At 60.8% G+C, this 12,923-nt stretch carries 14 protein-coding genes; 4 read left to right on the plus strand and 10 right to left on the minus strand.

What is annotated here, in order from left to right; genetic code table 11:
• The first annotated feature begins 78 nt into the window (after positions 1–78).
• Entirely contained in the window at positions 79–690 is a 612-nt protein-coding gene (locus tag K3174_RS10195; protein WP_221558159.1) for a superoxide dismutase, read from the plus strand.
• 55 nt (positions 691–745) lie between these two features.
• Here the strand turns inward: K3174_RS10195 and K3174_RS10200 are convergent, their stop codons facing one another.
• Genes K3174_RS10200 through K3174_RS10210 form a run of 3 tightly spaced genes read right to left on the minus strand, consistent with a single transcriptional unit; the run spans position 746 to position 2,758 of the window.
• Positions 746–1,924 carry an AI-2E family transporter gene (locus K3174_RS10200; RefSeq protein WP_221558160.1) on the minus strand — a complete coding sequence of 393 codons (1,179 nt, stop codon included), beginning with the start codon at positions 1,922–1,924 and terminating at the stop codon, positions 746–748.
• Between the two features lie 58 nt (positions 1,925–1,982).
• Positions 1,983–2,588 carry a sigma-70 family RNA polymerase sigma factor gene (locus K3174_RS10205; protein WP_221558161.1) on the minus strand — a complete coding sequence of 202 codons (606 nt, stop codon included), beginning with the start codon at positions 2,586–2,588 and terminating at the stop codon, positions 1,983–1,985.
• Positions 2,588–2,758 carry a NepR family anti-sigma factor gene (locus tag K3174_RS10210; protein WP_221558162.1) on the minus strand — a complete coding sequence of 57 codons (171 nt, stop codon included), beginning with the start codon at positions 2,756–2,758 and terminating at the stop codon, positions 2,588–2,590. The genes K3174_RS10205 and K3174_RS10210 overlap by 1 nt, the downstream gene beginning before the upstream one ends.
• Positions 2,759–3,023: 265 nt before the next feature.
• Between K3174_RS10210 and K3174_RS10215 the strand changes: the two genes are divergently transcribed.
• Positions 3,024–4,625, plus strand: coding sequence for a CHASE domain-containing protein (locus K3174_RS10215; protein ID WP_345719622.1), 1,602 nt, complete (start codon positions 3,024–3,026; stop codon positions 4,623–4,625).
• Between the two features lie 43 nt (positions 4,626–4,668).
• Here K3174_RS10215 and K3174_RS10220 read toward each other — a convergent pair whose 3' ends face one another.
• The gene (locus K3174_RS10220; protein ID WP_221558163.1) at positions 4,669–5,460 is read right to left on the minus strand and encodes a response regulator; all 792 of its coding nucleotides are present in this window, start codon (positions 5,458–5,460) and stop codon (positions 4,669–4,671) included.
• 238 nt (positions 5,461–5,698) lie between these two features.
• Here K3174_RS10220 and K3174_RS10225 point away from each other — a divergent pair, with 238 nt between their 5' ends.
• Positions 5,699–6,352 carry a Crp/Fnr family transcriptional regulator gene (locus tag K3174_RS10225; RefSeq protein WP_221558164.1) on the plus strand — a complete coding sequence of 218 codons (654 nt, stop codon included), beginning with the start codon at positions 5,699–5,701 and terminating at the stop codon, positions 6,350–6,352.
• Positions 6,353–6,552: 200 nt separating this feature from the next.
• On the opposite strand, the gene K3174_RS10230 is transcribed toward K3174_RS10225, so the two are convergent.
• Together K3174_RS10230 and K3174_RS10235 are read right to left on the minus strand one after the other, a co-directional pair.
• Positions 6,553–6,984: a response regulator gene (locus tag K3174_RS10230; protein WP_221558165.1), complete on the minus strand. Its 432-nt coding sequence runs from the start codon at positions 6,982–6,984 to the stop codon at positions 6,553–6,555.
• A 120-nt stretch (positions 6,985–7,104) separates the two neighbouring features.
• Complete coding sequence (locus tag K3174_RS10235) at positions 7,105–8,268, minus strand: N-acetyltransferase (RefSeq protein WP_221558166.1); 1,164 nt, start codon at positions 8,266–8,268, stop codon at positions 7,105–7,107.
• 149 nt (positions 8,269–8,417) lie between these two features.
• On the opposite strand from K3174_RS10235, the gene K3174_RS10240 reads away from it, so the two are divergent.
• A complete protein-coding gene (locus K3174_RS10240) occupies positions 8,418–9,515 on the plus strand; it encodes a fatty acid desaturase family protein (RefSeq protein ID WP_221558167.1) in 1,098 nt (365 codons plus the stop codon).
• A gap of 92 nt (positions 9,516–9,607) precedes the next feature.
• On the opposite strand, the gene K3174_RS10245 is transcribed toward K3174_RS10240, so the two are convergent.
• From K3174_RS10245 to clpS, 4 genes are all read right to left on the minus strand, one after another.
• The gene (locus K3174_RS10245) at positions 9,608–10,126 is read right to left on the minus strand and encodes a GNAT family N-acetyltransferase (RefSeq protein ID WP_221558168.1); all 519 of its coding nucleotides are present in this window, start codon (positions 10,124–10,126) and stop codon (positions 9,608–9,610) included.
• Positions 10,123–11,220, minus strand: a complete 1,098-nt coding sequence (gene lptG, locus K3174_RS10250) for an LPS export ABC transporter permease LptG (RefSeq protein ID WP_221558169.1) — start codon at positions 11,218–11,220, stop codon at positions 10,123–10,125. Before lptG ends, K3174_RS10245 begins: the two co-directional genes overlap by 4 nt.
• Positions 11,221–11,229: 9 nt before the next feature.
• Complete coding sequence (locus tag K3174_RS10255; RefSeq protein WP_221558170.1) at positions 11,230–12,450, minus strand: LptF/LptG family permease; 1,221 nt, start codon at positions 12,448–12,450, stop codon at positions 11,230–11,232.
• 86 nt (positions 12,451–12,536) lie between these two features.
• A complete protein-coding gene (clpS, locus tag K3174_RS10260; RefSeq protein ID WP_221558171.1) occupies positions 12,537–12,899 on the minus strand; it encodes an ATP-dependent Clp protease adapter ClpS in 363 nt (120 codons plus the stop codon).
• Positions 12,900–12,923 lie beyond the last annotated feature (24 nt).

A 12,923-nucleotide genomic window follows, 5' to 3' on the forward strand; every position in this document is an offset into this window, starting at 1 on the left:
TGTGCAACCACGCGCCCGTCGGGGCGTTAGGGACGCAAGAACGGAATTCTTTCACACCAACCCAAGAGGGGATAATCCATGGCTTTTGAGCTGATCGACCTGCCTTATGACGATACTGCGCTCGAACCCGCCGTGTCGGCCAAGACACTGTCGTTCCACCACGGCAAGCATCACAAGGCCTATATCGACAAGACCAATGCGGCGATCGATGGCACGGACCTTCAAGGCAAGAGCCTGGAAGAGGTCGTTGCGGCGGCACGCGGCAGCAATCCCGGACTGTTCAACAATTCGGCGCAGAGCTGGAACCACGGTTTCTACTGGCATTCGATGGCGGCCGAGGAAACCAGCGCTTCGGACGAATTGAAGAGCATGATCGACGATGCCTTCGGCTCGGTCGACGCACTCAAAGAAAAGCTCGCCGAACGCGGTGCCGGCCACTTCGCTAGCGGTTGGGTCTGGCTGGCGATCAAGGACGGAAAATTGTCGATCGAGGAAACCCATGACGGCGATACTCTGGCCGACCAGAGCGGGGCCAACCCGCTGCTCGTGATCGACCTGTGGGAACACGCCTATTATCTCGATCACCAGAACGCTCGCCCGGCCTATCTCGATGCAGTGAACGGCAAGCTCAACTGGAGTTTTGCGAGTGAAAATCTCGCTCGCGGTACGACCTGGAAATATCCTGCTTAACCGGAGACCTGTCGCCAGGATCGTAAGGCCCGTCGCCAGCATGGCGGCGGGCTTATTAGTGGTCGGCGGAATTGGAGCTGTCGTGCTCGTCGAACAGGCTGGTCGCGAAGAGCGGTTCGCCGAATACGAAGCCGACGAGGTTCGGCTTCCCGATGTGATCGAACAACGCGGTCAGCATCAGCAGGATAGGCACCGATAGCAGCGCGCCGAAGACACCCCAGATCCAGGTAAAATAGGACAGGGCGATAAGGATCATGACAGGGTTCATCGTGAAGCGTGCACCGAGGATCGACGGCGTGATAAAGTTCGCTTCGATGGTGTGTAAAGCCAGATAGGCCAGTGCCGGTACAAGGCCGAGCGGGATAGTATCTGCCGTGCCGATGCCGAACAGGCCGAGCAGCGCGATCATCACGATCGGCCCGACATAGGGCAGGAAGTTGAGAAGGGCGGCCAGCCCGCCCCACATGATCGGCGCATCGACACCCAAGGCCCACGCGCCGAGCGCCACCACCACGCCGACCGCTGCATTGATCCAGCCGACCGTAAAAATATAGGCCGCGACCCGGTCCTGCACCTCGCGAATGACGCGCGCGGCCTTGATGCTGGTGCCGAAACTGGCTCGACCGAACAGCAGGCGTTGGCGCAGGCGAACGCGCGCTTCGATCATGAAATAGGCCATCAGCAGGGTCAGCACGATTTCGAGGATCACACTTGGTGTGGCGAAAGCGACCTGCTCCAGCAGGCTCGGCGCGGCGAGCACGACTTCCCGCGTGCTGTCGGCGCTCATCAATGCGGCAAGCTGTCCATTGAGAGTCGCGATCCAGGCAAATTGCTCGCGAACCTCGCCGAAACGGGTCATGACGCGCTGCGCCATTGCGGGCACATCGTCGAACAGCGCGATCGCGGGTTGCAGGATCGTCCCCAGCGCCAGCACCACGATGGCGAAGAAGATGAGCAGCGCGCATAGCGCTGCAAGCGCATTGGGCAGCCCCCAACCATTCAACTTGTCCGCCAGCGGCGACAGGATCACCGTCAGGACGAGCGCAGTTACCACCGGCAGAAAGACGACCGAGCCGATGGAAAGAACGAAGGGCAGGGCGAAGAAAAGCCCGAGTCCGATCAAGAGGACGAGCGATGAGATCAGCCGCAATTCCTGTTCGGCAAAGGCAAGCCGACGCGACCGGCGACCCGGCGCCGGTACGTCGCCCCCTTGCGGTGTCTCACCTTCTCTCATCGCAGCCTATCTGCCCTGCACCGCAAATTGTGACAAGCGGCGCACCGGCAAAGATTTTCTAGCTGCGGCTGGAGCCCTGACCTGCGGCCACGTCGTCCAGTTCTTCGAGAATGGCGCGGTGCGCGGCATCATCGTCGATCGAGCGCCGGGGAATATTCCCATCCGCGAGCATGGCGTTGAGCGCGGCACGAGCGCGACCGACGCGGCTTTTGATCGTGCCGACGGCGCAATCGCAGATCGTGGCCGCCTCTTCGTAAGAAAAGCCGCCTGCGCCGACCAGCAGCAACGCCTCGCGCCGTTCGGGCGGGAGCGTAAGCAGCGCACGATGCATGTCCGACAGATGGATCGGCTCTTCCTGTCCCGCCGGTGCGGTCAGCACGCGCTCGGCTACCGTCTCGTCGTACTCGCCGCGAAAGCGGTTGCGCCGCATGTCGGTGAGGTAGGCGTTACGGAGAATGACGAAGGTCCAGGCGCGCATGCTCGTGCCGGGCTGGAACCGGTCCTGTGCCGCCCATGCCTTAAGCAGGGTTTCCTGGACCAGATCGTCGGCCATGTCCGCCCGTCCGCAGAGCCCGCGCGCAAAAGCACGCAGATGCGGTACGACTTCGGTCAGTTCGCGCTTGAAATCGGCCTGTTCGGAGGCCGTCCGTTTCTCGGCCGCCATCAACTTTTGGAATCCAGCTTGTCGATCAGATCCTGAAAGCTGTCCGGCAACGGCTCTTCCACGACCGAATCGTAGAGTTGTTTCAGGCCGTTGGCCCAGTCCGGATTCTTTTCCTTGCCGCCTCCGGGCGATGAACCGGGAGGCGGGCTTTTCGGCGTGTCAGACGTCATGGCTTGAAAGATAGTGCCTTCTGTGCGTCTCCGCCAACCCGACTATACCGGCGCGGGTTGCGGAAAATTCGATCCCCAATGTGCATGGCACAACGCTCGTGATCCGGCCGTGTTCCCGGCACTCTCATTTCGGAACCAAACCGCCTGCGCAGCATACTATATCGCCGGGTAAATCGTCAGGGGCAGGAAGCTGGTCACCGAAGAACTCCAACGCAAGGGGCGCCGAAGGCGTTGGCTGATCGACTATCCCCGCGGAATTCCGGTGGTGATTTTCGCGCTGGTAACCGCAATCACAGTACTCAGCGTCTTTTCTATCGAACGAGGCGAGCTGGAGCGGGATGCGGCAGACGTATCTCGCAAGGCGCAGGCCATGACGTCGGCAATCGAACGGCGTGCCTATACCAGCTCGGCCTATTTGCGCGCCGGCGCCGCGCTGTTCTCGACGCAGGAAGATGTGACGCCGGAGTTGTTTCGCCGGTTTGTCGCCGAACTCCGGCTCGATGCCAATTATCGCGGCGCTGAAGGAATCGGGTGGGCTCCGGTAGTCGGAGCGGAACAGGTGGCAGCATTCGAAGAGCGGCTGAGTGCAAGCCGCGTCGGCAATAAGTCGGTCGTGCCGAGCCTTGAGCAACGGCCCCGGGAAATCCTCACCCCCATTCTCTATCTTCAGCCGGACACGATGCGCAATCGCCGCGCGCTGGGATATGACATGTATTCCGAGCCTGTGCGGCGCAAAGCAATGGACCTCGCGGCCGCGAATGACCGTCCGACGGCCAGTGGTCCCATCGTCCTGGTCCAGGAGGGCGGAGGCGATGCGGTCGGATTCCTGATCTACATGCCGGTGTTCGAAGGGCTAAGTACGGGCAGGGATCTCAAGGGGTTCATTTACAGCCCGTTCAACGCCTCGCAATTCCTCGATTCGGCGGGCGATCTGGTCAGCTATGAAACGGTTGGCGCCAGGCTGCGGGACGGCGAGGCGAACGATGGCGCCGTGCTGGCGCAAAGCGAGGCTTGGATCGAGGGCCGTCCCACGGTTGCGCGCGAAGTCAGCGTCGCCAATCGGCGCATGTTGCTCGAAGTGCAGTCGGCCCGGGTCGAAGGCCTATCCTCGATGTCGATGATCACTTTGCTCTTCGGACTGGCCGTCGCCAGCCTGCTGATGCTGGTATCGCGCCTTCTGACTCAGCAGACGCTGGAAGATCGCCGGGCGATCATCTGGTTCGAGGAGCAGAACTCGATCCGCAACTCGCTGACTCGCGAACTCAACCACCGGGTCAAGAATACGCTCGCCAACGTGTTGTCGATCATTTCGCTGACAAAGCGCCGTTCCGACAGTCTGGACGAGTTTGCCGAGGGCCTGGATGGCCGTATTCGGGCACTTTCTGCGACCCACGATCTGCTGACCCAGTCTGAATGGGGCACCACTCCGATCCGGTCGGTGGTCGAAGTCGAACTTGCGCCCTACGCACGCGACGAGGATCAGAAGCTCGAACTGGTCGGCCCGCATACCGAGTTGGCCCCGAACGACGCCTTGTCGCTCGGTCTAGCGATCCATGAACTGGCCACCAATGCGGCGAAATTCGGATCGCTGAGCGTGCCGGGCGGCAGTGTCACGGTTCGCTGGAGTCAGGTCAACGACACCTTGGCGAAGATCGAATGGGTCGAAAGCGGCGGGCCGACCGTGTGCATGCCCCGGCGCCGGGGCTTCGGTACCGATCTCATCGAGAAAATCGTTGCACACGAACTGCGACACCCGGTCGAGCTCGATTTCGTTCCGGAAGGCGTGCGCTGCACGCTGCTAGTCCCGGTACGCGAACCGAGCGAATTCGAATTGCGCAAGAAGGGTCCCGGCGGTCGGGGCCATTAAAAAAAGCCCGGGCTTTCCCTTGAAATCGATGGTATCGGCGAGTTCAGCCCAGTGGGCGGCTCGACCCGAAGAACAGTGCCTGACTGACCGCTGCGCGTACCGTCTGCTCTTGGAACGGCTTGGTGACCAGATAGGTCGGCTCCGGCCGGTCGCCGGTCAGCAAACGTTCGGGATAGGCGGTGATGAAGATCACCGGCACGCTGCTGATCGCCAGAATATCGTCCACCGCATCGAGGCCCGACGACCCGTCCGCCAGCTGGATATCGGCCAGCACGAGACCGGGAGTTTTTTCCGCCACGACTTCCTGGGCCTGGGTGCGCGTGGCGGCGGTGCCGCAAACCTCGTGACCAAGCGACGTGATAAGATCTTCGAGTTGCATCGATATCAACGGCTCGTCTTCGATGATGAGCACGCTGGTCGCCGATTCCTTGTCGATCTCGGCAATGGCTTCCTGTGCTAGCCGCTCGATGTTCTCCGCGGAGATGTCCATGATCTCGCCGGCCTGTTCGGCAGAAAAATCTTCCAGCGTGGTCAGCAACAGCGCCTGACGGTTGAGTGGAGTAACCGATTTCAGCCTGTATTGCGCGGCATCTTCATGGCCATCGCCGCCTACCGTTTCCGGTACGTCCAGATAGGCGCTCGACCAGACTTTGTTAAAGGCGCGGTACAGCGGAACACGGCCCCCTTCGAGCGATTGTTTCAATTCGCTATCCGCCAGTGCGGCTTCCAGCGTGGCACGTACGAATGCGTCGCCCGTGGCCTGCGAGCCGGTCAGCGCACGCGCATAGCGGCGAAGATACGGCAGGTTACGAGCAATCTGATCACCAAGCGACATTTAGACCCCTTCCTTAAGGTGCGCGCTTCAAACGTCCGGTGCCGGCTTAGGTTCCGAGCGGGCCGCCCGCAAGCCACCGTTTGACAAGCGAGCTTTTTCAAGGGCATGCCAACGCGATAGTATCGTTAATGGGGAGACGATGGCCTTGCACGACGTAGCTGTTCCCATACCCTGTCCACAGTGTCCGTTGCAATCGTGTTCGGGCCTGCGTCGACTCGACGAACGCCAACTTAAGTACATGCAGGCGTTCAAGGGCGGCGAAGTCAGGCTCGACCGAGGCGATGTGCTGATCGATGAAGGGGGCGAACACGACCGGCTTTATACTCTTCTCGAGGGCGTTCTGATCCGCTCGCGCTCGCTTGAGGACGGGCGCCGCCAGATTGTGAACTTCATGTTCCCCGGCGATCTCATCGGTCTACAAGGGGCTTTCGATGAACCTTCCAGCCATACGATCGAGGCGCTGATCGATGCGCGGGTTTGCCGGTTCAACCGAGGCGATTTTGCAAATCTTGTCTCCAGCCTCCCCAGTCTTGCCTATGACATTACCTGGCTGGCGGCGAAGGAGGAAACTGCGCTCGAGGGGCATATCGTTTCATTGGGCCAGCGCAATGCTCGCGAGCGGGTGACATATCTCGCGGTCTGGCTGATCGCTCGCGCACAATCGACATGCCTGGCTGACGACAGCAATGTCGTTGCGCTGCCGATAACGCAGTCGCAGATTGCCGATATGCTGGGTTTGTCGCTGGTTCATACCAACCGGACCCTGAGGCAATTGGAGCGGGAGGGACTGGTCCAATGGAAATCGCGCGAAATTTGCGTTCCCGACCTGACGAAGGCCGCCGATTATGCTCAGTTCGACTGGGACAGCGAAAGGTGCCGGCCGTTCATTTGACCGGATCTTACCCTTAAGGAAAAAATTTTCGGCCTCCGGGAACCCTAATCCGGGCGGCGCGTATCCTCTATGTCACCGCCGAGACCCCCCCCTCCCGTCCAAGCGGCTGGTGATACGATCCCGAAAGGCCCCCGTTGGAAACAGCGGGGGCCTTTTTTCGTGGCTCGTCTATCTCGGGAAGTGCATCGACAAATGGCAGGCTAGCGCAGAGCGCTCCGCAAGCGGGAAATGATGCCTTTACGTTCGGGCTCACGCAGCAGATTTACCAGAACGCCGGCATCGTACGGTTTCTCGAGGATACAGCCGAGTGCGGCAATATTCTTCGGAATATCCTGCGGAGCGCCGGTCGAGAAGATGATCCGGGGGCTATCCGGGCTCAAGGTGCGGACCAGTTCGGCGATGGCCCACCCATCGTCGCGATCTGCCAAATGAACATCGAGTACGATCACGTCGGGCCCATCTTCGCGTAGATGCCTTAAAGCTTCCTCGGTAGAAGTGGACAGTGCGACCTTAGCGACACCCGCATCGAGAAGTGCATTTTCAATGGTAAGGCCGAGCACGGCATCGTCTTCAACAACCAGCACATGGGCCGGGAGCTTTTCGTGCTTGGTCGTAGCGGCGGGCTGCTTCATCGTCTCTCTTGAACCGGGCGAAGATCGCGATTGAAATGTGAACGGAACGGCGGCGGGCGCAGTTCCCGGCGGTTGTCTTCCGGTCCATCAACGTGGCGCAATTGCGACAGCCCGGAAGCGTCAGGACAGTAGCGGCTTCTCGAAGATGGCATATTCGCGGTTCACGGTACTGTCGATGGCATCGGCAATTGCCATCATTCCCTGATTGTCATCGAGAATCCAACCGATCTCCGCGCGCCGGGCACCGAACTTCTCCGTAGCAGCATCGCGGATCTGGCTGATCATCATGAAGGCGAGCTGGCTGGCGAGCCGAGAATTGTGGAGTTCCTTCAGTACGCCCATCAGCGGCACGCGCATCCCCGCGCCCATGGGCTTGCGCATCCATCGCAGAATATGGAACCAGCCCAACGGCAGAAGCTTTCCATTCACCTTGCGCAGCACACCGTTGAGATCTGGGAAGGTCAGCATAAACGCCATCGGCCGCCCGTCGATTTCGGCGATCACGTTGAGATCGGGATGGATGATCGGCTTCAGTTTCTTGCCGGCATAGGCGATTTCGGCATTGGTGAATGGCACGAAGCCCCAGTTCTTCGACCAGGCGTCGTTGAGGATGGAGAGGATAGTTTCGACCTCGTCGTCCCAGCGTTTCACGTCGACGGGGCGGACTGTGATCCGGTCGTTGCGTTTGCCCGACTGCACTATGCGTCGGACCAGGGGCGGGAAATCGATCGACACGTCGAGATCGTAAGTCAGCAATGTCTTCGAACGCGCGTAGCCAGCGCGTTCGATCCATTCCCGGTAGATCGCCGGATGGTGTCCCATCATGATCATCGGGTCGTGATCCTGCCCTTTCACGAGCAGGCCAGGCTCTTCCCAAATCGACATCGAAATCGGGCCGATCGCGCGATCCATGCCCTGACTGCGCAACCATTCCTCGGCCTTATCAAGCATCGCATGGGCGATCGTTTCGTCCGCGGCATCGAAATAGCCGAACATTCCCGCTCCAGGGCCGAAGCCTTGCTCGCGCGGCAATTCGAGCGCGAGGCGATCGATATGCGCCGAGATACGACCCACCGCCTTTCGGCCGCGACGCGCGATGAACAGCTGGTGCGAGGCATGGCCGAAAAAGGGGTTTTTGCCGGGATCGACCAGTTCGAGCTGCTCGGATCGCAGTTGCGGCACCCAATGCGGTTCGCGCGCGGCGAAGGCACGGCCAATGTCGACGAACTCGGCGCGTCCCTTCTTGCCTTCGACCGGCTCGATCACCACATTTCCCTCTGACATTCGCGCGTTACCTTCGTTCAGCTTGGATTAGCCCTGTGTGCGCTAGCCGATCTTTGTCAAGGAAACGCAGGGTCCCGATCACTATGATCGACACCCGGCGCTGTATCGCGCGCGAGTTTTCGGCTAGAGGCCTCTCAGGAAAATCGACCATGACCGTGCAACAGACACAGATTTCGGCTGCCGATATCGTCTCGCGACGCGACGCGGGATCGGGTTGGCACGCGCAGATTCCCGACGACAAGGCGATGCTGCGCGCTGCACGCGACCTGACCAAGGATATCGCCGAACACCGTGCGGACATCTACTGGCCCGATATGGTCGGTTCGGCGCTTGTCGGTTACGCCTCGCTGGCCGGCGCGATCCTCGTCGACAGCGTGCCGGTGGCGATCGCGCTTACGATCCTGTCTATCCTTGCGCTCTACCGGGCGCTGCTGTTCATCCATGAGATATCGCATTTCCGCAACGGTGCACTGCCCGGTTTCCGTACCGCGTGGAATGCGTTTGTCGGCGTGCCGATGCTGACGCCGTCTTTTATGTACGAACAGGTGCACACGCTCCATCACAAGCGCACGCAATACGGCACGGTCGAGGATCCGGAATACCTGCCGCTCGCGCTGATGAAGCCGTGGAGCCTGCCGACCTTCGTGCTGATCGCGCTGCTGGCCCCCGCCGCGCTGTTGTTCCGCTTTGCCGTCCTTGTGCCGCTCGGGGCGATCATGCCTCCGATCCGTCAGTTCACCTGGCAGCGGTTAAGCGCGCTTGCTATCAACCCGGACTTTCGTCGTCGCCCGCCCGAGGGCGATCTGCGGCGGCGGGTTTTCTGGCTGGAGCTGATGGGCATGCTGTGGAGTTGGGCGCTGATCGGCAGCGTGTTCGCATTCGGCTGGAAACCGCTGCTGGTCGCTTTTGCAGTCGCCTCACTCGTGGCGTTGCTCAACCAGCTGCGCACTCTGGTCGCCCATTTGTGGGAGAACGAGGGCGAGGCGATGACCGTCACTGCCCAGTTCCTCGACAGCGTCAACATCCCGCCTCCGGGTCGCATTGCCGAGCTGTGGGCGCCGGTCGGTCTGCGCTATCATGCATTGCACCACCTCATGCCCTCGATGCCCTACCATTCGTTGGCCGAAGCGCATCGACGACTTGTAGCGGAACTCGAAACCGGCTCCAGCTACCATGGCGCGAACCATGCTGGCATGGGCGTACTGGTGGCCCGCATCGCCCGCAACACCATGCGTCCGCGCGGCTGAAAACCCCCTGCTTGGCATAAGGTAACTCGCCTTGATGGTTGGGAGTTGCCCTCGCATTTCACCCGACGATGGGGTGGGTAAACTGGCGTGGATCAATCGAGAAAACGGATCATCGCGATGCGCCGATCCTTCGGAATGCCGAATACCACTGCGGATTCTAGCGATTCCGACAGATGCGGATAGTCCTCGCAACCATCGATCTCGACAAAGCCTCGCCGGGCATAGAATGGTGCGTTCCAAGGGACATCGCGAAAGGTGCTTAGAGTGATCGCTCGGTAACCGGCATTGCGCGCATCGATCGCCAATGCTTCCAGCAGTGTAGCCCCGATTCCGCGCCCCTGGTGGCGCATGCTTACGCTCAGTTCGTGCAGATGCAGATCACGCCCTATCGGCGCAGCTTCGGCGAAACCGACGACCACACCGTCGACTACAGACACGAGCGAACGCCCCCTGGCAATCAGTCTGGCGTGATCTTCTGCCGATGTGGTCGGCGGAATAGGCACGCCGGCCAAAGCCGGATATTCGTGGAACCGGGCGGCTGCATCATCTTCTACACGATGAATGGCCTCGGCATCCTCCGCCCGCGCCAGCCGGATCGAGAAGTCGTTCACTCTTCGGTACGGATAAGGACGGTCTCACCGATCAGGAAGAACAGCAGGAACGGCGCCCAAGCCGCCAGAAAGGGTGGATAGCCGCCGAAACTGCCCATCGCGAGCGCGGCATTATCGACCACGAAATAGGCGAAGCCGAGCGCCATGCCGATCACTGCACGCACGAAAAGCTGTCCTGAACGCGCGAGGCCGAACGCTGCGACCGCGCCCAGAAGCGGCATCAGGAAAGCGGATAGCGGGCCGGATATCTTGTGCCACCATTTGGCCCGCAATTCGGCTGTCCGACGGCCGGCACGCTCGAATTCGGCAATCGAACCGGTGAGCGTCCAGAACGGCTCGGCATCGGGATCGATCTTGGCAAGGTCGATCTGATCTGGCGTCAGGTCTTCGCCCACCACGAGTTCTTTCGGTGTGTCGGTGACCGCGTTCTGCACGTTGAAGCGCGTGATACCTTCCAGGCGCCAGCCGGGCCCGGCGTAGCGCGCGCGATCCGCATCGATCTGCTCGACGATCATGCCGTCATCGTTGCGGCGGTACCAGGTGACGTCGCGCATGGCGATGGCTTCGCCCCGTCCCGCAAGATAAGCTGCGGTAAGGATATTGCGGTTGTCGGTCAGATAGATGTTGGTGCGCACCCTGCTTTCGGTCGGAATGGGCCCATAGTCTACCGCCTCCCAGGCTTTCAGGGTTTCGGTCGATCGGGTGACGACCTGTTCGTTGAATACGAAACTCCCCAGCGAGACGATGCCGGCCGTAAGCAGCAGCGGCGCGAGGACCTGATGGGCGGACAGTCCGGCCGCCTTCATGGCGATCACTTCGCTGTTCTGATTGAGCGTCACCAACGTGATCAGCGTCGCCAGCAGCACGGAATAGGGCAGGAAGCGCGCGATCAGCTGCGGCACCCGCAAACCGGCATAGGTCAGCAATTCGCCTTGGCCGTTGCCCGCCACGGCGAGGATCTCCCCGCTGTTGGACAATAGATCGAGCATCAGCAGAACGAGCACAAGCACGAACAGCATCGCCGCGATCCTGGCAGCGAAGAGCTTTGCCAGATACAGCGTGAGCGTGCGCGAAGGGAAAAAGTCGAGTTGCATCGGGTTGCGCTATTCCGCCGCCGCCAGATCGATCTTGAGCGACCGACGCCGGAACAGCCGGCCGATCCGCTTGGCCAGCTTTTCGAACCAGATTTCAAGCGCCCCGGTGGCCTGCCCGCCAGGAACGAAGGCGACCCGCCAGTACATCCAGACGATCAGGGCGGCGAACAGGAAGAACGGCCCCCACAGGGCGATGATCGGATCGACCCGACCCAGCGCGGCAATGTCCTCGCCATACTGGTTCACCTTGTGATAGGCGACCACCATCACGATCGACAGGAACACGCCCAGGGCGCTGCTCGATCGTTTCGGCGGCACGCCCAGCGCCACCGCAAGCAGGGGCATCAGAGCCATCATCACCACTTCGACCAGACGGAAATTGAAGCTCGCCTGGCTGGCGTCGCGCTGGCTTTCGGGCAGTTCGTTGCTCCAGCCGATCCGCAGGAGCTCGGGGAGAATGTATTCGCGCTCGGCATCGCCGCGCGCGCGAAACTGTTCGACCGCGGGCAGATCGATGGGCAGATCGTGTCGGGTGAAGGTCAGGACGCGCGGCGTCAGGCTACCGGTTTCCTGTACAATAGTTCCGTCGGTCAAACGCAGGATGATGGTGTCCGGGTTGTCGGTCGTGGCGAGGAATGACCCTTCCTTGGCGGAAATCGACAGCACCTGGTTCTTGTCGTTCGAAACCCGCGCGAAGATGCCCTGAAGACGCCGGCCGTCATCTTCGCTTTCGTCGATCCGCAGCGCCATGCGGTCTGCCAGCGTGGTAAATTCGCCGACCTTGATCGACGCGCCCAATGCGCCCGATCGCAGTTCGTATTCCATCTGTTCGTAATAATAGCGGCTGATGGGCTGGATGAAGAACACCAGCGCGACATTCACAGCCATCAGCACAGCGGTGATCGCGAAGGGAACGCGCAGCAGCCTGCCATAACCGAGCCCGACCGCGCGGAAGACGTCCAGTTCGCTGGTGGTCGCCAGCTTGCGAAAGGCGAGCAGAACGCCGAGCAGCAAGCCGAGCGGAATGGCAAGGCTGGCATATTCGGGTATCAGCGCGATCAGCATCCTGAACACGACACCGACCGGGCCTCCTTCGACCGCAACGAAATCGAACAGCCGCAGCATCTTGTCGAGCACGAGCAGCGAGGCCGCGATGGCGAATACCGACAGCATCGGAACGATGACGAGCCGGAAGATATATCGATCGATGCTAGGCAGGAACTTGAGCAAGGTTTCGCCGGTCAGTTGTTTCCGCCTGCTGCCCTAGCGCGCTTTGTGGCGCAGGTCATGCTCTTCGTCATGAAGGTTGCAACCTTTCACGCCTTTTCCAGCGTGCATTGTAGCGGATGCTGGTTCTGGCGTGCGAAATCCATAACCTGGTGAACCTTGGTTTCGGCGACTTCGTAAGGGAAGATCCCGCACACGCCGACACCCTTCTGATGAACGTGCAGCATCACGCGCGTGGCTTCTTCCATATCCATCTTGAAGAACCGCTTGAGGACGATGACGACGAATTCCATCGGCGTGTAATCGTCGTTCAGCAGCAGCACCTTGTACTGACTCGGCTTCTTGGGCTTGGCGCGGGTCTTGGTGGCAACCCCGACCTGGCCGTCGCCTTCGCGCGAATCGTCGTCGTCACCGGCGGCGCGGATCGAAAGGGGAAGCAGGGTATCGAGCATGACGTGCTCCATTATCGTATCGGA

Origin of the sequence: Qipengyuania qiaonensis, assembly GCF_019711515.1 — a bacterium.
Taxonomy (GTDB): Bacteria; Pseudomonadota; Alphaproteobacteria; order Sphingomonadales; family Sphingomonadaceae; genus Qipengyuania; species Qipengyuania qiaonensis.

Coding starts and splice junctions, on each gene's coding strand:
- K3174_RS10195 (WP_221558159.1), top strand. CDS start 79: ATGGCTTTTGAGCTGATCGACCTGCCTTATGACGATACTGCGCTCGAA.
- K3174_RS10205 (WP_221558161.1), bottom strand. CDS start 2,588: ATGGCGGCCGAGAAACGGACGGCCTCCGAACAGGCCGATTTCAAGCGC.
- clpS (WP_221558171.1), bottom strand. CDS start 12,899: ATGCTCGATACCCTGCTTCCCCTTTCGATCCGCGCCGCCGGTGACGAC.
- lptG (WP_221558169.1), bottom strand. CDS start 11,220: ATGCAACTCGACTTTTTCCCTTCGCGCACGCTCACGCTGTATCTGGCA.
- K3174_RS10240 (WP_221558167.1), top strand. CDS start 8,418: ATGACCGTGCAACAGACACAGATTTCGGCTGCCGATATCGTCTCGCGA.
- K3174_RS10225 (WP_221558164.1), top strand. CDS start 5,699: ATGCAGGCGTTCAAGGGCGGCGAAGTCAGGCTCGACCGAGGCGATGTG.
- K3174_RS10210 (WP_221558162.1), bottom strand. CDS start 2,758: ATGACGTCTGACACGCCGAAAAGCCCGCCTCCCGGTTCATCGCCCGGA.
- K3174_RS10230 (WP_221558165.1), bottom strand. CDS start 6,984: ATGAAGCAGCCCGCCGCTACGACCAAGCACGAAAAGCTCCCGGCCCAT.
- K3174_RS10200 (WP_221558160.1), bottom strand. CDS start 1,924: ATGAGAGAAGGTGAGACACCGCAAGGGGGCGACGTACCGGCGCCGGGT.
- K3174_RS10220 (WP_221558163.1), bottom strand. CDS start 5,460: ATGTCGCTTGGTGATCAGATTGCTCGTAACCTGCCGTATCTTCGCCGC.
- K3174_RS10235 (WP_221558166.1), bottom strand. CDS start 8,268: ATGTCAGAGGGAAATGTGGTGATCGAGCCGGTCGAAGGCAAGAAGGGA.